Annotated in this window: 21 protein-coding genes; 10 read left to right on the top strand and 11 right to left on the bottom strand. The window is 70.4% G+C overall.

Annotation, left to right across the window (positions count from 1 at the left end; all coding sequences use genetic code 11):
- Positions 1-161: 161 nt before the first annotated feature.
- The gene (locus tag OG943_RS29280; protein ID WP_328604144.1) at positions 162-329 is read right to left on the bottom strand and encodes a hypothetical protein; all 168 of its coding nucleotides are present in this window, start codon (positions 327-329) and stop codon (positions 162-164) included.
- Positions 330-474: 145 nt separating this feature from the next.
- Here OG943_RS29280 and OG943_RS29285 point away from each other — a divergent pair, with 145 nt between their 5' ends.
- Positions 475-1,008: a hypothetical protein gene (locus OG943_RS29285; RefSeq protein ID WP_328604145.1), complete on the top strand. Its 534-nt coding sequence runs from the start codon at positions 475-477 to the stop codon at positions 1,006-1,008.
- A gap of 187 nt (positions 1,009-1,195) precedes the next feature.
- Here the strand turns inward: OG943_RS29285 and OG943_RS29290 are convergent, their stop codons facing one another.
- Complete coding sequence (locus tag OG943_RS29290) at positions 1,196-1,453, bottom strand: WhiB family transcriptional regulator (RefSeq protein WP_328612177.1); 258 nt, start codon at positions 1,451-1,453, stop codon at positions 1,196-1,198.
- 293 nt (positions 1,454-1,746) lie between these two features.
- Between OG943_RS29290 and OG943_RS29295 the strand changes: the two genes are divergently transcribed.
- On the top strand, positions 1,747-2,508 hold the full coding sequence (locus tag OG943_RS29295; protein ID WP_328612178.1) for a site-2 protease family protein: 762 nt from the start codon (positions 1,747-1,749) through the stop codon (positions 2,506-2,508).
- A 1-nt stretch (position 2,509) separates the two neighbouring features.
- Here OG943_RS29295 and OG943_RS29300 read toward each other — a convergent pair whose 3' ends face one another.
- From OG943_RS29300 to mshB, 3 genes are read right to left on the bottom strand one after another with little or no spacing between them, the layout of a single operon-like run.
- Positions 2,510-3,313: a hypothetical protein gene (locus tag OG943_RS29300; protein WP_328604146.1), complete on the bottom strand. Its 804-nt coding sequence runs from the start codon at positions 3,311-3,313 to the stop codon at positions 2,510-2,512.
- Positions 3,306-3,719 carry a hypothetical protein gene (locus OG943_RS29305; protein ID WP_328604147.1) on the bottom strand — a complete coding sequence of 138 codons (414 nt, stop codon included), beginning with the start codon at positions 3,717-3,719 and terminating at the stop codon, positions 3,306-3,308. The genes OG943_RS29300 and OG943_RS29305 overlap by 8 nt, the downstream gene beginning before the upstream one ends.
- A 1-nt stretch (position 3,720) precedes the next feature.
- Positions 3,721-4,557 carry an N-acetyl-1-D-myo-inositol-2-amino-2-deoxy-alpha-D-glucopyranoside deacetylase gene (mshB, locus tag OG943_RS29310; RefSeq protein WP_442874814.1) on the bottom strand — a complete coding sequence of 279 codons (837 nt, stop codon included), beginning with the start codon at positions 4,555-4,557 and terminating at the stop codon, positions 3,721-3,723.
- A gap of 378 nt (positions 4,558-4,935) precedes the next feature.
- Here mshB and OG943_RS29315 point away from each other — a divergent pair, with 378 nt between their 5' ends.
- From OG943_RS29315 to OG943_RS29335, 5 genes are all read left to right on the top strand, one after another.
- A complete protein-coding gene (locus OG943_RS29315) occupies positions 4,936-6,681 on the top strand; it encodes an ABC transporter family substrate-binding protein (RefSeq protein ID WP_328604149.1) in 1,746 nt (581 codons plus the stop codon).
- 177 nt (positions 6,682-6,858) lie between these two features.
- The gene (locus OG943_RS29320; protein WP_328604150.1) at positions 6,859-7,839 is read left to right on the top strand and encodes an ABC transporter permease; all 981 of its coding nucleotides are present in this window, start codon (positions 6,859-6,861) and stop codon (positions 7,837-7,839) included.
- Positions 7,832-8,773 (top strand): ABC transporter permease, encoded by a 942-nt coding sequence (locus OG943_RS29325; protein WP_328604151.1) that lies wholly within the window; start codon positions 7,832-7,834, stop codon positions 8,771-8,773. The genes OG943_RS29320 and OG943_RS29325 overlap by 8 nt, the downstream gene beginning before the upstream one ends.
- Complete coding sequence (locus OG943_RS29330; RefSeq protein ID WP_328604152.1) at positions 8,770-9,867, top strand: ABC transporter ATP-binding protein; 1,098 nt, start codon at positions 8,770-8,772, stop codon at positions 9,865-9,867. Before OG943_RS29325 ends, OG943_RS29330 begins: the two co-directional genes overlap by 4 nt.
- Positions 9,864-10,895, top strand: coding sequence for an ABC transporter ATP-binding protein (locus OG943_RS29335; protein WP_328604153.1), 1,032 nt, complete (start codon positions 9,864-9,866; stop codon positions 10,893-10,895). The genes OG943_RS29330 and OG943_RS29335 overlap by 4 nt, the downstream gene beginning before the upstream one ends.
- A gap of 87 nt (positions 10,896-10,982) precedes the next feature.
- Here the strand turns inward: OG943_RS29335 and OG943_RS29340 are convergent, their stop codons facing one another.
- Positions 10,983-12,707, bottom strand: a complete 1,725-nt coding sequence (locus OG943_RS29340; RefSeq protein ID WP_328612179.1) for an ABC transporter family substrate-binding protein — start codon at positions 12,705-12,707, stop codon at positions 10,983-10,985.
- Positions 12,708-12,956: 249 nt separating this feature from the next.
- Between OG943_RS29340 and OG943_RS29345 the strand changes: the two genes are divergently transcribed.
- Complete coding sequence (locus OG943_RS29345) at positions 12,957-14,330, top strand: MFS transporter (RefSeq protein WP_328604154.1); 1,374 nt, start codon at positions 12,957-12,959, stop codon at positions 14,328-14,330.
- A 69-nt stretch (positions 14,331-14,399) separates the two neighbouring features.
- Here the strand turns inward: OG943_RS29345 and typA are convergent, their stop codons facing one another.
- Positions 14,400-16,328, bottom strand: coding sequence for a translational GTPase TypA (typA, locus tag OG943_RS29350; RefSeq protein WP_328604155.1), 1,929 nt, complete (start codon positions 16,326-16,328; stop codon positions 14,400-14,402).
- A gap of 214 nt (positions 16,329-16,542) precedes the next feature.
- On the opposite strand from typA, the gene OG943_RS29355 reads away from it, so the two are divergent.
- On the top strand, positions 16,543-16,701 hold the full coding sequence (locus tag OG943_RS29355; RefSeq protein ID WP_328604156.1) for a hypothetical protein: 159 nt from the start codon (positions 16,543-16,545) through the stop codon (positions 16,699-16,701).
- 98 nt (positions 16,702-16,799) lie between these two features.
- Here the strand turns inward: OG943_RS29355 and OG943_RS29360 are convergent, their stop codons facing one another.
- Positions 16,800-17,099: a YciI family protein gene (locus OG943_RS29360; RefSeq protein ID WP_328604157.1), complete on the bottom strand. Its 300-nt coding sequence runs from the start codon at positions 17,097-17,099 to the stop codon at positions 16,800-16,802.
- A 223-nt stretch (positions 17,100-17,322) separates the two neighbouring features.
- Between OG943_RS29360 and trpS the strand changes: the two genes are divergently transcribed.
- Positions 17,323-18,315 carry a tryptophan--tRNA ligase gene (gene trpS / locus OG943_RS29365; protein ID WP_328604158.1) on the top strand — a complete coding sequence of 331 codons (993 nt, stop codon included), beginning with the start codon at positions 17,323-17,325 and terminating at the stop codon, positions 18,313-18,315.
- A gap of 67 nt (positions 18,316-18,382) precedes the next feature.
- Here trpS and OG943_RS29370 read toward each other — a convergent pair whose 3' ends face one another.
- From OG943_RS29370 to OG943_RS29380, 3 genes are all read right to left on the bottom strand, one after another.
- Complete coding sequence (locus tag OG943_RS29370; RefSeq protein ID WP_328604159.1) at positions 18,383-18,772, bottom strand: (deoxy)nucleoside triphosphate pyrophosphohydrolase; 390 nt, start codon at positions 18,770-18,772, stop codon at positions 18,383-18,385.
- Positions 18,773-18,905: 133 nt separating this feature from the next.
- Positions 18,906-20,222, bottom strand: a complete 1,317-nt coding sequence (locus OG943_RS29375) for a sensor histidine kinase (RefSeq protein ID WP_328604160.1) — start codon at positions 20,220-20,222, stop codon at positions 18,906-18,908.
- On the bottom strand, positions 20,219-20,929 hold the full coding sequence (locus OG943_RS29380; RefSeq protein WP_328604161.1) for a response regulator transcription factor: 711 nt from the start codon (positions 20,927-20,929) through the stop codon (positions 20,219-20,221). The genes OG943_RS29375 and OG943_RS29380 overlap by 4 nt, the downstream gene beginning before the upstream one ends.
- Positions 20,930-21,020 lie beyond the last annotated feature (91 nt).

Consider the following 21,020-nt stretch of genomic DNA (forward strand, 5'->3'; position numbering starts at 1 on the left):
CCTCACTCCGTCGCCCGGCGTCGAACCCACGCCGTTCACTTGAACCGGTTCCACGACGTGGACCCGGCTTTGTCCGCCGGCCCCACCGCCAAGTCCGGCCGACTGCACCACGGTTGCCCCGCGGAGACGGCCTTCAAACCCCGACTTGATCACACTGACGTCTACGCCACACCCCGGCGCCGACCCACTTCTGCCGGCCGGTCGCCGACCACGCTGCCGGCGACGTAGTCCTTGCGCTCCCACCGGGTTCTGCCGCCGGCGGGGTCGAGCGCGACCGTGACGTGCTCTTCGTCCGAGCGTCCGTAACTCGCGATGACGGCCTTGTGCACTTTCCCCCGCGTGGCAGTTCACGCGAAAGTGTCACTCTTGCCTGGTCAAGGCGCTACGCTCGGCCCGTATTTTGCCGGTTTCGCCGCTCCGCGCGGCCGCTGCTCCCTATGCTTCGGCCGTTCTGACCGACCTGAAAGGTGTCCCATGTCCACTCGCGCGCTCCCCCTGTTCGTCACGGGTTTCGCCCTGCTGGTCGCCGGCTGTTCGGGCGGGGGCGCCACTTCGGCGGCGCCGACGTCCTCGAACAGCGCCCTGCCGCCCCCGGCCACGACGTCCGCCGCGCCGACCTCCACGAAGCCGGTCACGACCACGCAGGCCGCCCCGTCGACGAAGAAGTCGGACGCCGGCGCGGTCGAGCGCTACGAGAGCTTTCTGCACGCGGTGGGCAGCCAAGACGTCACCACGGCCTGCGAAATCGCCGGGCCCGCCGCCAAGAAGGCGCAGGACGAGGGCTTCGGGCCATGCGAGGCGACGCTGCCGGTCACCTTCGCGATGTTCTCCCCTTCGCAGCGGAAAGCCTTGCAGGGCGCCAGCGTGGACCGGGCCCGCATCACCGAGTCCTCGAAGAAGGTCGACATCCCGGCCAAGGCGGTCAAGGCCGACGCCAAGTTCACCGACGGCGACCTGGGCGACGCCGTTCTGGAGCTGCGCAACGGAAAGTGGTACGTCACCGACTAAGTGACCCGCCCACACAAGAGATTTCCTGCCGCGGACCGCACTTCACAGCGCGGGGCGACCACCCCGGGGGGGTCCGGGGGCGCGCCCCCGGGCGGGGTCTGGGGGTTGCACCCCCAGAAGACACGGCCGCGGCGAGAGTGTTCACGCACTCCGTGAACACACCTCACCCCTCGCCGCGCGCACCCCCTCAGATGACGCGTTTCTTCAGCTTTCGCCGCTCTCGCTCGGACAGGCCGCCCCAGATGCCGAAGCGCTCGTCATGCGCGAGTGCGTACTCCAGGCACTCGTCCTTGACCTCGCAGCCCAGGCAGATCCGTTTGGCTTCACGGGTGGAGCCGCCCTTCTCAGGGAAGAACGCCTCCGGGTCCGTCTGCGCGCACAGGGCGCGCTCCTGCCAGTCCTGCTCCTCTTCACCGGCATCGAAGAGGTCGGTCAGATCCCCCAGCTGCTGCTCCGGGTTCTCTCCCCAACCCACGACGTGCCCCCACTCCTTGTTATCCGCTTCCAACCGCACGTCCGCCTCCTCGCTCCTACGCACTCCCCAGGCTGGCGGTGGTGAAACGACACCCGCTGTCCCCTCTCGACAACGAATGACATCTCTGTGATTACACCCGTGTAGTGCGATCTGGTCAAGCGGAGTAGCGAGTTCGGGGGATACCTCTCGCCCGGTGCGCAAGGGGACACGCCGGAGACTTCACACCGGGCATACGGAAGACTGGTGGGGTGCAGAGATCAGCAGTGCGCCCGAGCCCGGTCTTCCTCGGCATCCTCGCCGTGTCCGTCGTGGGTGGCTTCCTGGCCGCCTACGGCAATTCCTCCTCCCTGCTCGGGAGCAAGGACCCGATGTTCATCGCCGGGGTGGTGCTGCTGGTGGCGGGGGGCTGGATCGCGTCGCTGACGCTGCACGAGTTCGGCCACGCCATCGTCGCCTACCGCGGCGGCGACGGCGGCATCGCCGACAAGGGCTACCTCACGCTGGACGTCCGCAAGTACACCGACCCGGTGCTGTCGATCGTGCTGCCGCTGGTCTTCCTGCTGATCGGCGGCATCCCGCTGCCGGGTGGCGCGGTGTGGATCAACCGGGGCGCGCTGCGCACCCGGGCCACGTCGATGTGGGTCTCGCTGGCCGGGCCGCTGAGCAACCTCGGCGTCGGCGCCGCGCTCTGCCTGGTGATCGCGCTGGTGCCGATGGCCCAGGGCCTGTTCTACGGGCTGTCCTACCTCGCGCTGCTGCAGGTGATGACGTTCCTGATCAACATCCTGCCGATCCCGGGCCTGGACGGCTGGGGCGCGATCGAGCCGTACCTCTCGCCGCAGGCGCGGGCGTTCGGCGCGCGGGTGCGGCCGTGGGCGCCGCTGGTGCTGTTCGCGCTGCTGTTCGCCTTCCAGGCGGTGTCGAACCTGCTCTGGGACGTGGCCCGCGCGATCTTCGGCACGCTCGGCGGCAGCGACATCGCCGCGTCGATCGGCCAGATCGCCTTCCTGTTCTGGCGGAACTGACTCACGAGCGGTCCGCCCAGCGCGAGTTGGCCATGAGCCACGCGTGCGCGCGCTTCCACACCTTCTTGAGGCCGTGGCGCTCGCCGAAGTAGTCACCGGCGGCGCCGACGACCGGCAGCAGCCCGAGGGCGCGGTGGTAGAAGCGGCCTCGCGGACGCTTCTCCAGTTCTTCGGTGATGCCCCAGAGCGAACGCCCGAGCCGCCAGAGCGTGCCGGCGACGGCCTTCACCGTCACACGGCCGTGCTCGCGCTTGGAATCCGCCAGCTCCTCGGTGAGCTTCTCCGCCTCACTGTCCTCTGCGGACTTGTCGTGCGCGGCGTGCTTGCCCTCGGCCAGCACCGGGTCGATGTCGCGCTCGAAGAGCACCGCGGCGATCAGCCGGACCCGGCTGCCGACGTCGGTCACGCCGTACTCGCCCGCGATCGCGCACAGCAGCAGCCCCTGCGACGCGGCGCCGAGCGTGTCCTGCACCGGGAGCCGGTCGGCGAGCGCGCCGCCGAGGCCGGGGATCGAGGTGAGCAGCGCGGTGAACCGGCCGACGCGGTTGACCCACCAGCCGGCGCGCTGGTCGATGTCCATCCGCGCCCACGCCGCGGTGCCGGGCACCTTCACCGACGTCAACGCGTCGAGCACCTTCTTCTTGAAGCCCGCGTCGCCGAACTCCTCGTCGTGCCCGGCACTGCGGGCGCGCGCCTGGAGGCCGAACGGGTCGGACTCGCGCAGCGCGTCGAGCATCGGCGCCGACGCCCGGACGAACGGGCGCAGCACGGCGACGACCTGGCTGTCGGAGATCGAGTCAGCCACGGGCCACCGTCCGATCCGGGGCCGCCCGATCCGCGGCGGCCCGGCCGAGGCCGCCGCCCAGCACCAGCGCCGCCGGCAGCGCGCTCGCGCCGAGCAGCAGCAGCGCACGCCAGTCCTGCACCAGCACCAGGTCGCCGCCCGGGCCGAACAGCCCGAGTCCCAGCACCGTCACCACCCAGACGACCAGCGGCACCCAGGAAAGCCCCGGCCGCACGAGCTTGCCGGTGGTCAGCACCAGCCACGGCGTGCTGACCGCGCCGACGAGCACGGTCAGCGGCAACGGCACCACGTCGAGCGGGCCGACGCGCAGCGGGAGGAAGAACAACTCGAGCACGCCCAGCACCACGGCGTCGAGGCAGAGCAGGACCAGCAGCAGCCGCCGGCCACCGGAGAGCGGAGTCGTCATGTCACAGGCCGCCGAACAGGTCGGTCTCGGCGCCCGCCGGGTCCCCGTGCGCGAGCACGAAGTACTCGGCGCGCGGGATCGGCTGGGCGATGTCGTTGGTCAGTGCGAAGTGGACGACGTCGCCGTCGACGACCGTCAGCTGCGTCTCGTGGGCGCGCAGGGCCGCCAGCTTCGCCGGGAGGTGGGCCGAGATGTCGAGCACGGTGCTGACCTTCTCATCCGGCGTGCCGGGAAGCTCATCGCCCGCCGGTACCCGGAAGGGTGACGAGCCGTGCGCGCGCAGTTCCGCCAGCCCGGCGTCGACCGCCGTGCGCGAAGGGACCACGTGGAAGACGCGCTCGACCGACTCCGCCCCGGGCGCCGCGGCCATCGTGACGTCGTGGGCCCGGATGTGGTCGGGGTGGCCGTACCCGCCGAAGGCGTCGTAGGTGACGACGACCTGTGGCCGCAGCTCGTCGATGAGCGCGCGCAGCTGCACGGCCTGCTCGTCGATGAGGCCGCCGGCGAAGGCCCGCGGGTGGCCGGCGGCCGCGGTGCCCGCCATGCCGGAGTCGCGCCAGCGGCCGATGCCGCCGAGGTACTCGTGGCGAGTAAGGCCGAGCGCGGCGCCCGCGGCGGCCAGTTCGCCCGACCGGTACCCGCCGAGCTGGTCGGCGGCGCCGGCGGCCAGCTCGGCCAGCCGCGGCGGGACGATCTCGCCCTCTTCGCCGAGGGTGCAGGTGACCAGGAAGACCTCCGCGCCCTCCGCGGCGTAGCGCGCCATCGCGCCGCCAGTGGTGATGCTCTCGTCATCGGGGTGGGCATGGACCAGCAGCAACTTTCGGATCACACCGATCAGGTTAATTCCTTGTCACTTCGGGTTCCGTCACGGCTGTGTGACTACTCCTTTCGCAGGGTCCACAAATGCGAAGACGTCCGTTATTGTCCCCCGAGCGAATGACCCACCCGAACAGTGGACAAGTCGCCACGTTCATCCGTTTAACCACACGATCGACTACTCAACGTAGTCGATCAACGGCAGAAACCGTGGTGGGGCTAGGCAAGACGAGATTGCTGTTCCATCACAATCTCACTGAGAGTGTCCGGATCGATAGTTTTGACGGCTGTCCACTGCCTAGGTTGCACGACTACGGTGAGCAAACTCGATTACATCGAAGCTTGCGGTCAGGAAGAGGTCGCCTCGCAAACCCGCGACGGCGTCGAGCAAGGAGAATCAATGTTAGTGACGACAAGGTCGCGCGCCGTGAGGCTCGGTGCGTTCGTCGCGGGCGCGGCCCTTCTGCTCTCCGCCTGTGGCGGCGGGGGTGGCAACAGCGCTGTGCAGACCGGGCAGGCATTCGCCGACTGCGACGCGAACGCGAACACCTGCAACTCGGCCGCGGCCGACCAGCTGCAGGACGGCGGCGACGTCACCTACGCCATCGAGAAGAACATCCCGAACTGGAACGTCGTTTCGGCCGAGGGCAACGTCTTCGAGACCGGTGAGGTCACCAAGGGCATCCTGCCCTACACCTTCTACGCGACGCCGGACCTCAAGCCGGCTCTGGCCAAGGACTTCGTCGAGTCCGCGGACGTCACCAGCACCAACCCGCAGGTGGTCACGTACAAGCTGAACCCGAAGGCGGTCTGGTCGGACGGCACGCCGTTCTCGGCCGACGACTTCGTCTACAACTGGAAGACCCAGAACGGCAAGGACTGCGCCGACTGCGCCGCGGCCAGCACCTCGGGCTACGACCAGGTCTCCTCGGTCGTCGGCTCCGACGGCGGCAAGACGGTCACCGCGACCTTCTCCAAGCCGTTCACCGACTGGCGTCAGCTGTGGAGCTCCTCGGGCGCGATGTACCCGGCGCACCTGGCCGCCCAGCACGGTGACACCACCACCCCGGCCGGCCTCGCCGCTTCGTTCAAGTGGTTCGGCACGACTGTCCCGACCTGGTCGGGCGGCCCGTGGAAGATCTCGAAGTTCGTCAACAACCAGTCGGTCACGATGGTCCCGAACGACAAGTTCTGGGGCACCAAGCCGAAGCTGGCCAGCGTGGTCTTCCGCATCATCACCGATGCCACGCAGGAGCCGACCGCGCTGCAGAACAACGAGGTCCAGGCCATCTACCCGCAGCCTCAGGTCGACCTGGTCAACCAGGTCAAGAACATGCCGAACATCTCCTCCTACATCGGCCTCGGCCTGCAGTGGGAGCACTTCGACCTCAACCTGAAGAGCAAAGCGCTCGGCGACAAGGCGCTTCGGCAGGCCCTGTTCACCGCGGTCAACCGCAAGGACATGATCGCCAAGACCGTCGGCCAGTTCACCGACAAGGTCCAGCCGCTCAACAACCACAACTTCATGCCGCAGCAGGCCGGCTACAAGGACGTCATCTCCTCGACCGGCCAGGGCACGGGTGACATCGACAAGGCCAAGAAGATCCTGACCGACGCGGGCTACAAGATCAACGGCACGCAGCTGACGGACCCGTCCGGCGCGGCTGTGGCGCCCCTGCGGATCCGCTACACCGTCGGCAACCAGATCCGCCAGAACGAGTGCGAGCTGTTCGCGCAGGCGGCGGCCCAGCTCGGCGTCAAGGTCAACGTCGCCTCGACCGACGACCTCGGCACCACCACGACGACCGGCGACTACGACATCATCGTCTTCGCGTGGGTCTCCTCGCCGTACGTCTTCGGCGGCGCGGTGCAGAACTGGACCACCAACCAGGGCAACAACTACGGCAAGTACAGCAACCCGCAGGTCGACAACCTGATCGGCGAGGCCAACGCCGAGACCGACCAGACCAAGGCCGCGGACCTGCTCAACCAGGCGGACCAGCTGATGGCGAACGACGCGTACGTGCTTCCGCTCTACCAGAAGCCGACCTTCCTCGCGGTGTCGGACAAGATCGCGAACCTGCGTAACAACTCCACTCTGGACGGCCCCGTCTACAACATGGCGGAGTGGGGCATCCGCAAGTGATCACCACCCGGTAGATTCCCGCAATACCGGTGAGGGGCCGGCACACGCCGGCCCCTCACCGTTTGCCCGTTTCCTACCGTTCCCGAACCGTACGCCCGATGCCCCCGCCACCGCCCCGGCCCTGCCACCACAAGCGGCGGTCGCCGGCAGAACACCGTCCAGAGCAGGAAGACCTCCATGCTTGCCTTCGCATTGCGCCGGCTCTTCGTCTCGGTGCCGATTCTGATCGTTTCGACATTTGTCGTATTCGTAATGGTTTCTCTGTCGGCGAACCCCCTGAGCCCCCTGATCCAGAGAAGCCCACCTCCGCCGCCGCGCACGATCGAGCTGGAGCGCATCCGGCTGCACCTCGACCAGCCGATCCTGGAACGCTACTGGCACTGGATCACCGGTGTGCTGAGCGGTGACTTCGGCCCTTCCGTGCAGTCGAACATGAACATCGGCCACGAGGTGATCAGCCGGTTCGGCGTGACCCTGCGGCTGATCGTGCTGGCGATGGTGGTCGCCCTGATCCTGGCGGTGATCATCGGCGTCGTCAGCGCCGCCCGCCAGTACTCGAAGTTCGACTACACGGCGACCTTCTTCGGCTTCCTGTTCCTTTCGATGCCTTCGTTCTGGTTCGCGATCGTGCTCAAGCAGATCGGCATCTCGATCAACACGAGCGTCGGCGACCAGATCTTCTACACCATCGGCTCCTCGTCGATCATCGTCACCGGCGGCGCCTGGGCCCATTTCACGGACGTCCTCGGCCACCTCGTGCTGCCGACGATTTCGCTGGCCCTGACCAGCTACGCCGCCTGGAGCCGGTTCCAGCGCGCCTCGATGCTCGAAGTGCTCAACAGCGACTACGTCCGGCTCGCCCGCGCGAAGGGCCTGCCCCGCTGGACGGTGACCCGCAAGCACGCGCTGCGCAACGCGCTGATCCCGCTCACCACGGTGACCGCGCTCGACATCGGCTCCATCCTCGGCGGCGCCGTCGTGACCGAGACCGTGTTCCAGTGGCAGGGCGCGGGAACGTTCCTGCTCGACGCGATCAAGGGAAGCGACGTGTACGCGGTCGAAGCCTGGCTGCTCATCGCGGCGACGTTCATCATCCTGCTCAACCTCATCGCCGACCTGCTCTACGGCCTGCTCGACCCGAGGATCCGCTATGCCTGACAACTCCGGTGCCCAGACACCCACCGCACAAGGCGGCTCCCCGCTCCCCCCGGACGGCGCGCCCGAACGCGAGTTCACCGTCGAGGAACGCAGCCAGGCCCAGCTGGTCTTCAAGCGGTTCCTGCAGCACCGGCTGGCGATGATCAGCCTGATCGTGTTCGTGCTGATCGTGCTGTTCGCCTACCTCGGCGCGCTGTTCTGGAAGTACGGCCCCGCCGACATCACCGCGGACAACTCGGCGCCGCCCTCGGGCGAGCACCCGTTCGGGACCGACGCGATCGGCCACGACCAGCTCGCGCAGGTGATGCGCGGGACCCAGATCTCGCTGCAGATCTCGGTGCTGGTCGCCATCTTCGCGACGGTCGTCGGCACCATCTGGGGCGCCGTGGCCGGCTACTACCGCGGCTGGCTCGACACGATCCTGATGCGCATCGCCGACCTGGTGCTCACCCTGCCGCTGCTCGCCGTCGCCGCGGTGCTGGCGCACCAGTCGGGCGGCAGCTGGTGGCTGATCGCCGTGGTCATCGGCGGGCTGTACTGGGCGTACGTCTCGCGTGTCGCCCGCGGTGTGGTGCTTTCGTTGCGGGAGAAGGAGTTCATCGAGGCGTCCAAGGCGCTCGGCGCCAGCGACGCGCGGATCATCTTCCGGCACCTGGTGCCCAACGCGCTCGGCTCGATCATCGTGAACCTGACGATCCTGGTGTCGATCGCGATCCTCCTGGAGACCGCGCTGTCGTTCCTGGGCTTCGGCGTCCAGCTGCCCGACACCTCGCTCGGCCTGCTGGTCAGCACCGCGCAGACCGCGGTCGACACTCGCCCGTGGCTGTTCTACTTCCCGGGCGTTTTCATCATCCTGATCGCGCTGACGATCAACTTCATCGGGGACGGCCTGCGGGACGCGTTCGACCCCCAGCAGACGAAGGTGCGCGCATGACCGAGTACGACTCCCAAGCGGGGAGCGGCGATCCCGTCCTCGTGGTGGAGGACCTGACGGTCCAGTTCCCGACCGGCGAAGGCCTGGTCAAAGCCGTCCGCGGGGTGAACTACCAGCTGCGCCGCGGCGAGGTGCTGGGCATCGTCGGCGAGTCCGGCTCCGGCAAGTCGGTCACCTCGCTGGCCGTGATGGGGCTGCTGCCCCGTACCGCCCAGGTCTCCGGCTCCATCCGCTTCGGCGGCGTCGAGCTGCTGAACTCCAGCGAGAAGGAGCTGAACAAGGTCCGCGGCAAGGGCATCTCGATGGTCTTCCAGGACCCGATGACCTCGCTCAACCCGGTGTACACCGTGGGCGACCAGATCGCCGAGGCGATCACCGCGCACAACAACGTCCGCAAGGACGTGGCGCGCAAGCAGGCGGTCGAGCTGCTCGAGCTGGTGCGCATCCCGAACCCGGCGCAGCGCGCGAACGAGTACCCGCACCAGCTCTCGGGCGGTATGCGCCAGCGCGTGGTGATCGCGATCGCCATGGCCAACAACCCGGACGTGATCATCGCGGACGAGCCGACCACCGCCCTCGACGTCACCGTGCAGGCCCAGATCCTCGAAGCGCTGAAGGCGGCGCAGCAGGAGACGGGCGCGGCGATGGTGCTGATCACCCACGACCTCGGGGTGATCGCGGGCTCGGCCGACCGGGTGCACGTGATGTACGCGGGCAAGGTGGTAGAGTCCGGCACCGTCGACGAGATCTTCTACACGCCGCGGATGCCCTACACCCTTGGCCTGCTGGGCAGCCTGCCCCGCCTCGACGTGAAGACCGAGCGGCTCACCCCGATCACCGGCTCGCCGCCCGCCACCACGAACATGCCGCCGGGCTGCCCGTTCAGCCCGCGCTGCCCGCTGTCGCAGCCGGTCTGCGACGAGGAGGAGCCGCAGCTGGTCGCCGGCCCCGGGGACCAGCACGCGGCCTGCCACTTCACCGACCAGGTGGTCGGCCGGGACCCGGCCGAGCTGTTCAGCGCCACCTCGGCCGACACGGCGGCCGTCCCGGTCGTCGTCGAGGCCACCGCGAGCGACACGGAGACGAACTCATGAGCGAGGCAACGGCGGCCCGGACGCCCGTCCTGTCCGCGAAGAACCTGGTCAAGCACTTCCCGATCCGCGGCGGGGGCCTCCTGCGCCGGGCTTCGGGCGCGGTGCAGGCGGTGTCGGACGTGTCGTTCGACATCTACGACCACGAGACGCTGGCGCTGGTCGGCGAATCCGGTTGCGGCAAGTCGACCACCGCCCGCGTGGCGCTGGCCCTGCAGCCGCTCACCTCGGGCGAGGTGACCTACGAGGGCCGCAGCCTGGGCAAGATGCACAACCGCGAACTGCAGAAGCTGCGGCGCAGCATGCAGATCGTGTTCCAGGACCCGTACGCGTCGGTGGACCCGCGGCTGCCGGTGAACGAGATCATCGCCGAGCCGTTGCGCATCCACGGGATGTACAACGACGGCGGCCGTCAGCAGGTCCGTGACCTGATGAAGACGGTGGGCCTGCGGCCGGAGCACGGCAACCGGTTCCCGCACGAGTTCTCCGGCGGCCAGCGCCAGCGCATCGGCATCGCCCGCGCGCTCGCGCTGAAGCCCAAGGTGCTGGTGCTGGACGAGCCGGTGTCCGCATTGGACGTGTCCATTCAGGCCGGTGTGCTTAACCTGCTGAAGGACCTGCAGGCGGAGTTCGGGCTGTCCTACCTGTTCGTGTCGCACGACCTCTCGGTGGTCCGGCACGTGGCGGACCGCATCGCGGTGATGTACCTCGGCAAGATCGTGGAGACCGCGGCGGCCGAGGACCTGTTCCTCCACCCGACGCACCCGTACACGCAGGCCCTGATCTCGGCGATCCCGGTGCCGGACCCGCGCAAGGAGCGGACCCGCCAGCGCATCGTGATCACCGGCGACGTGCCGAGCCCGGCGAACCCGCCGTCCGGCTGCCGGTTCCGCACCCGCTGCCCGAAGTACGCCAACGAGATCGACGACGCGGGCCGCAAGAAGTGCTCCACGGAGGAGCCCGCCCTCGTCGACCGCGGCCAGGGCCATCCGACGGCGTGCCACTTCGCCGAGAGCCTGCAGCTGATCTGAGTTCTGTTTGTCCGTCAAGGCCTCCTTACCCGCGTCGGACGCGGGTAAGGAGGCCTTGACGGCGTTTCGGCCAGCCAGCGGCGGGGGCTAGTTGCTGCCGCGAGTCCAGTTCACCGCGGAACCGAAGGGGCCCTCCATCGGCGGCCCCGGGGTGAGGCCCGAGATGCCCTTGCCGATGGCGAGGGTGTCGGCCTCCTGGAAGAGCGGGATCACGACGTTGGTGGCCCACAGCGCGGGCTCCAGCGTCTTCAGCGCCTCGGCGACGGTGGTGGAGCCGGTGAGCGCGGAGTCGATCGTGGCCTGGAGGCTTTCGTCGCACAGGCCGGCGGCGTTCGCGGGGACCACGGGCTTGGTCTTGTCCGCCGTGGCCTGCTCCGGGGCGCAGCCGAAGTTCGACGCGAGCACCGACGCCGGGTCGCCGCCCACGGACTGCGGGACCACGGCGATGTCGACGCCGACGTTGCCGTTCGCGTCCGGGCCCGCCTGCTGCTGGCCGTTCACCACCGGCATCGCCAGCAGCGAGGAGAACAGGTCGCGCGGCGGCGGCGTGATGGCGGTGACCTGCACACCGCCCGCGATCAGCTCGGCCGACAGCTCCTTGACGATCGAGGCGTACGGCTCGGCCAGCCCAGGTGACGCGACGACCAGCGACAGCGTCTTGGTGCCCTTGCGCCAGACCCCGGCGTCCTTGGTGTAGCCCGCGGCCTTGAAGTGCTCCTCGGCCTTCGCCGTGTCCGGGGCGGCGGGCGGGCCGGCCGGGATGGTGGCCGCGTAACCCTTGTCCGCCGGCGGCATCACCTGCGCGTCGGCCTTCAGCGTCGCCGACGGGCCGCCCTTGGCGCCCGCGGCGATCAGCTTCGAGCGGTCGAGCAGCGCCGCGACCCCGGCCCGTACGTCGGCATTGGACAGCGCCGCGCTCACCGGCCGCAGCAGCACGCTCGCCTCGGACGGCCGCGCCAGCGTGTGCAGCTGCACCGCCGGCCCGAGCTCGTTGAGCAGCTGCAGCCCGGTGGAATCGGTGCGGGTGACGGAGAACTGGTCGTTGCCGCTGCGCAGCGCGGTCGCGATGCCCGACGGGTCGGAACGGCGCAGCACCAGCGTGTCGACGGCCGCGGGCTTCTCCCAGTAGCGGTCGTTGCGCTGCAGGATCACCTCGCCGCGCGCGGTGTCGATGGACTTGATCGCGAACGGCCCCGCCACGGCCGGGAAGCTGGACGCGAGCGCGGTCGGCCAGCCGCCCGGCGCGTCCTTGAGCAGGTGCTGCGGCAGCAGGCCGTCGAACAGCGTCTGCCAGGCCGGGTACGGCTTGCTGAACGTCACCTCGACGCCCTTGCCGCCGTCGCGCTGGTCGATGTTGGAGATCAGCCGGTAGCCGGCGGGCGCGATCACGCCGGGCTCGGACTTCATCGCGTTGTACAGGTAGATGAAGTCCTCGGTGGCGACCGGCGCGCCGTCGGACCAGGAGGCGTCGGGCCGGATCTCGTACTTCACCGTGAACGGCATCTGGGAGACGACCTCGGCCGAGGTCATCAGCGTCTTGTCCAGCGTGCGGGTGCCGTCGTCGGCGGTGCGGAACACCGAGGGCAGCAGCAGCTGCGAGAGCGCGGACGTGACCGTGGAGGAGTCCGCGAGGTTGTGCGGGTTGTAGCCGCCGACCACGTCGTCGACCCCGACCACGATCTGTGACGGCGTCGGCAGCAGCGGCGTGCTCGACGCGGCGGGCGAGGTCACCACCGGCGGCGGCGGGGTGTTCGAGCACGCGGCGAGGAGCGCTCCCGCGAGCGCCAGCACCGGCGCCGCCTTGCGTCCCATCCGCACGGTTTCAGTCCCTCCGCGTTCCGCTGCCCGAGCCCGACATGCTGCCATGCCAGGCCACCACCCGGCACCGAGATTCCCACATCCGGCACGGCCTCGTGACACCGGAGTGGATACCGCCATCTGGTGGACGGGCGGGAGGGGCCCGGGGTTCCCCTCATCAGGACCCGGACCCGGCCCGGCGCGGGCGGCGGCACAGCCGAAATCGGCTACGGCCCCACGGCCGTCCCCATTAGGGTCCGGGCAGTGAACAAACGCGTCCTGGTGCTGGCCGTGGTCCTGCTTTCGACGGTGACCTTCCCGCTGACGATCACCGGGGCCTCGGTCGCGCTGCCGGACATCCGCGAGCAGCTCGGCGCCGGGATCTCCGCGACGCAGTGGGTGGTGAACGGCTACAACGCCGCGTTCGCCGGGTTCCTCGTGGTCACCGGCTCGCTCGCCGACATCCTCGGCCGCCGGCGGGTGTTCGCGGCCGGGGTGGCGCTGTTCTGCGCGGCCAACGCCGTCAGCGCGCTGGCCGGCGGGATCGTCATGCTGAACGTCGTGCGCGCGCTGGGCGGGATCGGCGCCGCGGCCGCGGTGGCCGGCGGCGGGGCCGTGCTGGCCGAGGCGTTCCCCGGCGCCTCGCGGGCCCGCGCGTTCGGCCTGCTGGGCACCACGCTCGGCGCCGGGCTGGCGTTCGGCCCGACCGTCGGCGGCCTGCTGGTGGACGCGCTGGGCTGGCGCGCGGTGTTCGGCCTGCCCGCGGTCGTGTCGGCACTGGTGCTCATGTGCGCGCCGCTACTGCCCCGCAGCACGCCCACACCCGGGCGGCGCCTCGACGTGCCCGGCGCGGCGGTCTTCACCGGGGCGTTGCTGCTGCTCATCTTCGCGCTGGTGGAGGTGCCCGAGCTGGGCTTCGGCAGCTGGGTGATCATCGCGTCGCTGGTGCTGGTGGTAGTGCTCACGGCGGTGTTCCCGGCCGTCGAACGCCGCAGCGCGGACCCGATGTTCGACCTGGCGGTGCTCGCGAACCGGTGGTTCCTGGCGCTGGCGGTGGCGGCCGGGTCGATCGTGTTCGTGCTGATCCCGCTGCTGGTGTACCTGCCGTCGTACCTGATCTCGGTCGCCGGGCTGAGCCCGGGCGCGGCGGGCACGTGGCTGCTGATGCTCACCGGCCCGGCCGTCCTGCTGCCGACGGCCGGCGCGGCGCTGGCCCGGCGCCTGCCCCCGGTGGTCATGGTGGCCGGCTCGGTCGCGCTGACCGCCGCCGGCGCGTTCTGGCTGACCACCATCGGCCCGGCCAGCACCCCGTGGACGCTGCTCGGCCCGCTGGTGCTCACCGGCGCGGGCATGGGCCTGTCCACCGGCCTGCTCGACGGCCTCGCGATCGGCAGCGTGCGGCCCGACCAGGCGGGCGTGGCCGCGGGGATGTTCAACGCCTCCCGCCTGGCCACGGAGACCGTCGGCATCGCCGTGGTGGGTGCCGTGCTGGCCGCCCTCACCCACGACGCGCTGGCCGGCCCGGACTACACGACGGCGCTGCGCTGGGTCTGTTGTGGACTGGGCGTCTTCGCGACGCTGGCGACGGCCGGTGTCGCGGTGCTGCACCGGCGCGGCAGCGCGGTCCCCGTGGCATAAGAAAAGGCCGTCAAGGACTCCTTACCTACCTTGAAGGTAGGTAAGGAGTCCTTGACGGCCAGCGAAACGTCAGCCCTGGTCGCGGCTCTTGGCCCGCGAACGCTCCTTGGCGCGGGTCGTGATCTCCAGCGTGACCTTGCGGACGCGGACGACCTCCGGCGCGACCTCGACGCACTCGTCGACCGAGCAGAACTCCAGCGCCTCTTCCAGGCCCATCTTGCGCGGGCGGGCCAGCGTCTCCATCACGTCGGCGGAGGACTGACGCATGTTGGTCAGCTTCTTCTCCTTGGTGATGTTGATGTCGAGGTCCTCGAAGCGCGGGTTCTCGCCCACGACCATGCCCTCGTACACGTCGGCGCCCGGCTCCACGAAGAAGGTGCCGCGGTCGGCCAGCTGGATCATCGCGTACGCGGTGACCGGGCCGGTGCGGTCGGCGACCAGCGAGCCGCTGTGACGGGTGCGGATCTCGCCCGCCCACGGGAAGTAGCCCTCGAACACGTGGTTCGCGATGCCGGTGCCGCGGGTCTCGGTGAGGAAGTCGGTGCGGAAGCCGATCAGGCCGCGGGCCGGCAGCACGTAGTCGAGCTTGAGCCGGCCGGAGCCGTGCCCGCCCATGTGCTCCATGCGGCCCTTGCGCGAGGCCAGCAGCTGGGTGATCGCGCCGAGGTGCTCCTCCGGCGAGTCGATCGACAGGCGCTCGAACGGCTCGTGCACCTTGCCGTCGATGATCCGGGTGACCACCTGCGGCTTGCCGACGGTCAGCTCGAAGCCCTCGCGGCGCATCTGCTCGACCAGGATCGCCAGCGCCAGCTCGCCACGGCCCTGGACCTCCCAGGTGTCGGGGCGCTCGGTCGGGATCACCCGGATCGAGACGTTACCGATCAGCTCCTGGTCCAGGCGGGCCTTGACCAGCCGCGCGGTGACCTTGTCGCCGCCGTTGCGCCCGGCCAGCGGCGAGGTGTTGACGCCGATGGTCATCGAGATGGCGGGCTGGTCGACGGTGATCCGGGGCAGCGCCACCGGGTTCTCCAGGTCGGCCAGGGTGTCGCCGATGGTGATGTCCGGGATGCCCGCGATGGCGACGAGCTCGCCCGCGCTGGCCTCGGTCGCCGGGACGCGGGTGAGCGCCTCGGTGACCAGCAGCTCGGAGATGCGCACGTTCTGCACCGTGCCGTCCTCGCGCATCCAGGCCACGGTCTGGCCCTTGCGCAGCTTGCCGGCGTGGATGCGGATCAGCGCGATGCGGCCGAGGAAGTTGGACGCGTCGAGGTTGGTGACCAGCGCCTGCAGCGGCGCGTCGAGGTCCGCGGCGGGCGGCGGGACGTGGCGGAGCAGGGTGTCGAACAGCGGGTCGAGGTTCTCGCTGTCGGGCACCTCGCCGTCGGCGGGCTGCTCCAGCCCGGCCTTGCCGGCGCGCGCGGAGGCGTAGACGACCGGGAGGTCGAGGATCGCGTCGTGATCGGCGTCCTCGATGTCGCTGGCCAGCTCGAGCAGCAGGTCGTGGGTCTCCTCGACGACCTCGGAGATCCGGGCGTCGGGCCGGTCGGTCTTGTTGACCACCAGGATCACCGGCAGGCCGGCCTCGAGGGTCTTGCGCAGCACGAAGCGGGTCTGCGGCAGCGGGCCCTCGCTCGCGTCGACCAGCAGCACGACGCCGTCGACCATGGCCAGGCCGCGCTCGACCTCGCCGCCGAAGTCGGCGTGGCCGGGGGTGTCGATGACGTTGATGGTCACCCGGCCCTCGGGCGTCTGGCGGTGGATCGAGGTGTTCTTGGCGAGGATGGTGATGCCCTTTTCACGTTCGAGCTCACCGGAGTCCATCACGCGGTCGACCATCTCGGCGCGTTCGGCGAACGCGCCGGACTGCCGGAGCATGGCGTCGACCAGGGTGGTCTTGCCATGGTCGACGTGTGCGACGATGGCGACGTTGCGCAGGTCGGGCCGGGTCTTGCCGGACGCGCGGCCGGGTTCGACGGCGGTGGCGCTGGCTGCGGGCACGCGAAGACTCCTGAACTTCAAAGGCGGGTGGGCGGCCGCGTCGCGGGCGGAATCCGTGCATGCGCGCACGTCCCCGAGCAGCATGGCCGGCTTTGGCCACACGCGGACCCCACAATCATACCTCCCGCCGAACTGTGAGTACCCCCACGCCCCTGGATCGGTTAGGCTCACCTAAGCTGAAAACCCGGACGTCACCGGCGACAAGGGAGCCTTTGTGGGCAAGAAACAGCCTGCCGACCCGCGAGCGGTCGTGCGCAAGCTGATGAAGGCCGGCAAGGTCAAGAAGAAGTGCTGCCGGTCGAAGCCGCGCTGCAAGAAGTGCCCGGTGCTGGCGTTGAAAAAAGCCAAGAACGACCTGGCCAAGGCCGCCTGAGCCCCGCTTCCGGCCCCGGAATCCGCCGGTCCGCGCGAGCAGTGGCGGCGGCGACAGTGCGAGCCTGCTCACACCGCCGCTCAAACGGGCCCTGGAGGTCAGTGCGGGACGGCCTCGTTGACCAGCCGCAGCTCCGGCGCCGTCTTCGTCGGGGAGAACTCGATCACCTCGTACTGCGCGAGGTGCTGCACCGAGAACGGGTCGGTCGCCAGGATCGCGTCGAGCTTCCCCCTGGCCATCGGGCGGGTGATGATCACGCCGCCGATCCGCGGGTTCCGCCGGCCCGAGGCGAGGAAGTGCCCGTGTTCGTACTGCTTCGCGAGCCACTCCGCGTGGTCCGGCAGCACGTAGTCGATCTCCTCGACGGGAGCGGTGTAGTTGAGCAGCACGACGAACATGTCCCGACGGTAGACCCGGCACCGGCCGACGGCATCCGGATGTGCCCTAGACTGTGACCCATGCTCGCGCCGAACAACCAGTGGTGGCCGCCCTCGGCGGCCCCCGTGTTCTGCGCTGACGCACCAGTTCCGCGCTGACAACCAGCGAAGGCCGCCCCGGTGGGCGGCCTTCTCGCTTTCTGCGGGTCTCCTCCCGGGGCACATCCAGGGAGAGGAAAGACCCATGGTCCAGCTGTCCGGCATCACCCCGTCCGGCCACGCCCAGCTCGGCAACCACCTCGGCGCGGTGCGCCGCTGGGCGGCCGACGGCGGGCCCGAAGACCTGTACTTCGTCTCGGACCTGCACGCCATGACGACCCCGCACAATCCGGCCAGGCTCCGCTCGCTCGCCACCGAGCAGCTCGCGGTGCTGGTGGCCACGGGCATCTCGCCGGACCGCGTGTTCGTGCAGTCCGACATCGCGAAGGACCTGGGCGCGCTGACCTGGGTGCTCGAGTGCACCTGCGCGTACGGCGAGGCCGCGCGGATGATCCAGTTCAAGGAGAAGTCGGCCCGCGGTGAGGTGGACGGGAAGCCCGGCGGCCAGGCCGGCGTCCGGCTCAGCCTGCTGACCTACCCGGTGCTGATGGCCGCCGACATCCTGCTGCAGGGCGCCGACGAGGTGCCCGTCGGCGAGGACCAGCGCCAGCACGTGGAGCTGGCGCGGACGCTGGCGAAGCGGTTCAACACCACGTACGGCGAGGTGTTCACCGTCCCGACGGCCGTGCTCCCGCTGACGGGCGCGCGGGTGAAGGACTTCGCCGACCCGACGCGGAAGATGTCGAAGTCCGCGCACGACTCGGCGGGGGTGGTGTTCGTCCTCGACGAGCCGGAGCAGGTGCGCCGCAAGATCCGCCGCGCGCGCACCGACGGCGGCTCCGTGCCCGCGTACGCCCCGGAAACCCGGCCGGGGATCGCGAACCTGCTGGAGGTGCTCGCCGCGTGCACCGGCGGTGACCCGGCCGCGCTGGCCGACGAGTACCCGTCCTACGGCGTGCTCAAGGACGCCGTCGCCGACGCCGTGATCGAGGAGCTCCGGCCGATCCGTGAGCGCACGAAGGCGTTGCTCGACGACGTCGCGGAGCTGGAACGGGTGCGCAAAGCGGGCGCCGCGCGGGCGGCCGACCGGGGCGCGCACCGGGTTTCGGCGGCGCTGCGCCTGATCGGCGCCGGCTGAAGGGCCGGCGTCCAACCGGAGGATGACGCTTTCGCCCACGCGGAGCGCGGAAGCGTCATCCCGGGCGTCAGACGAGCAGTGCGCGCAGGTCCGGGATCAGGCCGCGGTCCGCGGGCAGCCATTCGACGTCGTCGAGGTCGTCCGGGCCGACCCAGCGCAGCGCGGTGTGCTCGACGGCGCGCGGCTCCTCCCCCGGCGAGATCAGCGCGGCGGTGTAAACCCGCAGCACCTTGCCGCCGGGCAACGGCACCTCGGTGCCGACGCGCTGCCCGATCGTGACGGTGACGTCCAGCTCTTCCTGGCACTCACGCGCCAGCGCGAACGCCTCGGTCTCGCCCTCTTCGACGCGCCCGCCGGGCAGTTCCCACTGACCCGCGTGGTGCGGCGGCCACGCCCGCTGCTGGGCGAGCAGCTTTCCGTCGCGCACCAGCGCGGCCCCGACGATGACCCCGTCCATCCGCACAGTCTCCCGCACCCGCCGGGCCGGCGGGTGCTCAGCCCTCGTCACGTACCCGTCGTGCCCTGAAGGCCACCATCAGGGACCTATCCGCCCTCAAGGCCACCTTCAGGGCATGCGCCGGCAACCGGGTCTAACGCGCCGGCCGCCAGGACACCTCGAACCGCGCCCCGCCGTCCGGAGACTCCCCGACGCGGACGCGCCCGCCCCGCCGTCGCACGGCTTCGGCGACCATCGCCAGCCCCAGGCCCGTGCCACCGGACGCGCGCGCCCGGTCGTCGGCCACGCGGTAGAAGCGGTCGAAGACCTTGGTCCGGTGTTCGGGCGCGATGCCCGGCCCGTCGTCGTCCACGACCACCCGCACGGCGCTGCGCGAGGCGAGCACCGACACGACGATTTGCCCGGTGGCGTAACGACAAGCGTTACGCAGCAGGTTGTCCAGCACCAGCTGCACCTCCGCGTGCGCCGCCGAAGCCCAGGCCTGCGGAACGGCGGTGCTCACGCGCGTTTCCGGCGCGCCGGCGGGCAGCCGTTCGACGGCCGCGCGAACCTCCGTCACCACCTCGACCGGCTCCGCGGGCGGCGCCTCACCCGCGTCCGAGCGGGCCAGTGACAGCAGACCGTCCAAAAGGGACGACAGCCGTTCGGCTTCGGTGAGGATGTCCGACAGCGTCTCCTGCGCCAGCTCGGGATCCGGGTTCGTGACGGCGACCTCGGCCTGCACCCGGATCGAGGCGACCGGCGAACGCAGCTCGTGCGCGGCGTCGCCGGTGAAGCGGCGCAGCCGGTCGCTCACCTCTTCCTGCCGGACGAGCAGCGCGTTGAACTCCTGCGCCAGCGCGCGCAGTTCGTCGTGCGACGTCGGCAGCGGCAGCCGTGAGCCCGGCGGCAGCGCCCGCACCAGCCCGCGCATCCGCGCCACCGGCCGCAGCGCGAACCGCACCACCAGCCACGTCGCGAGCCCCGCCACCACCGCGCCCACCAGCGCGACGACCACCAGCCAGAGCGCGCCGTACTGCACGGCCGCGCCGAACCCGACCAGCCCGGCGCCCGCGAGCACCAGCCGCTGCGCGCCGTCCGGCACGGTGACGACCTGGCCGCGCCAGCGAGAGCCGCCGGTCTGCACGGGCTGCCCGGCCTTGAGCTGCATGACCTGCCCGGCGTCCAGCGGCGGCGCGGGGCGGCCGTCGACGGGCCCGCCCGCGATGTCCAGCACCCGCACGGCGACCGGGTCCCGCGCGGCCAGTGGCTGCCCGGCCGAGACCTCCGCCGTCGCCGGGCCGAGCGCGGCCGTCAGCTCGTGGTCGACGGAGTCCACCAGCAGCGGCTCCAGCCGGTTCGCCGCCAACGTGGCCAGCCCGAGCAGGCAGGCCAGGGTGATCGTGGTGGCGAGCACCGTGATGCGCACCTGCAGTGAACGGCCGCGCCACCAGGACGGTGAGCCGATCACAAAACCTCGTCCAGCTGCGCGTCGGAAGCCAGATAGCCGTGCCCGCGGACGGTCCGCAGCAGCGAACCCGCGCCCACGGCGTCGAGCTTGCGCCGCACGTAACCGATGTAGACCTCCACCAGGTTGCGCGTCACAGCCTGCTCCTCGCCCCACACCGCGCGCAGCAGCTCGTCCTTCGTCACCACCGTGCCCGCGCGGCCGACCAGCACCTCCAGCAGCGCGAACTCCCGCGGGCTGAGCGGCACCTCGGCGCCGTCCCAGCGCACCTGCCGCAACGCGCGGTCGACCTCCAGCGCACCGAGCTTCAACGCGCCGCGCGAGGCGTCCGGCCCGGCGCGGCGAAGCGTCGCGCGCACCTGCGCGACCAGCACGACAAACGAGAACGGCTTCACCAGGTAGCCGTCGGCGCCGAGGTCGAGGCCGTCGGCCTGGTCGACCTCGCCGTCCTTGGCCGAAACGAGCAGCACGGGTGTGGCCACGTTCTCCGCGCGCAGCCGTTCCAGCACGCGGTACCCGGACAGCCCGGGCAGCATGATGTCGAGCAGCACCACGTCGAACGTGCCGGTGCGCGCGAGCTGCAGCCCGGTCGGCCCGTCGGCGGCTGTGACCACGTCCATGCCCTCCGCGCGCAGCCCGCGCTGAAGCGCCTTCCGCACGCCCGGCTCGTCGTCCACCACCAGCACTCGAGGGTTCACGAGCCTCATCATGGCCGGTTTCCGCTGCTCCTGCGCGAGCTCTCAGCGCGATCTCAGCCGCGACGGCCCAGCATTCAGGGGTATCTCAGCCTCGGGAGGGAAG

The organism is Amycolatopsis sp. NBC_00345 (genome assembly GCF_036116635.1).
In the GTDB taxonomy this organism is placed as follows: Bacteria; Actinomycetota; Actinomycetes; order Mycobacteriales; family Pseudonocardiaceae; genus Amycolatopsis.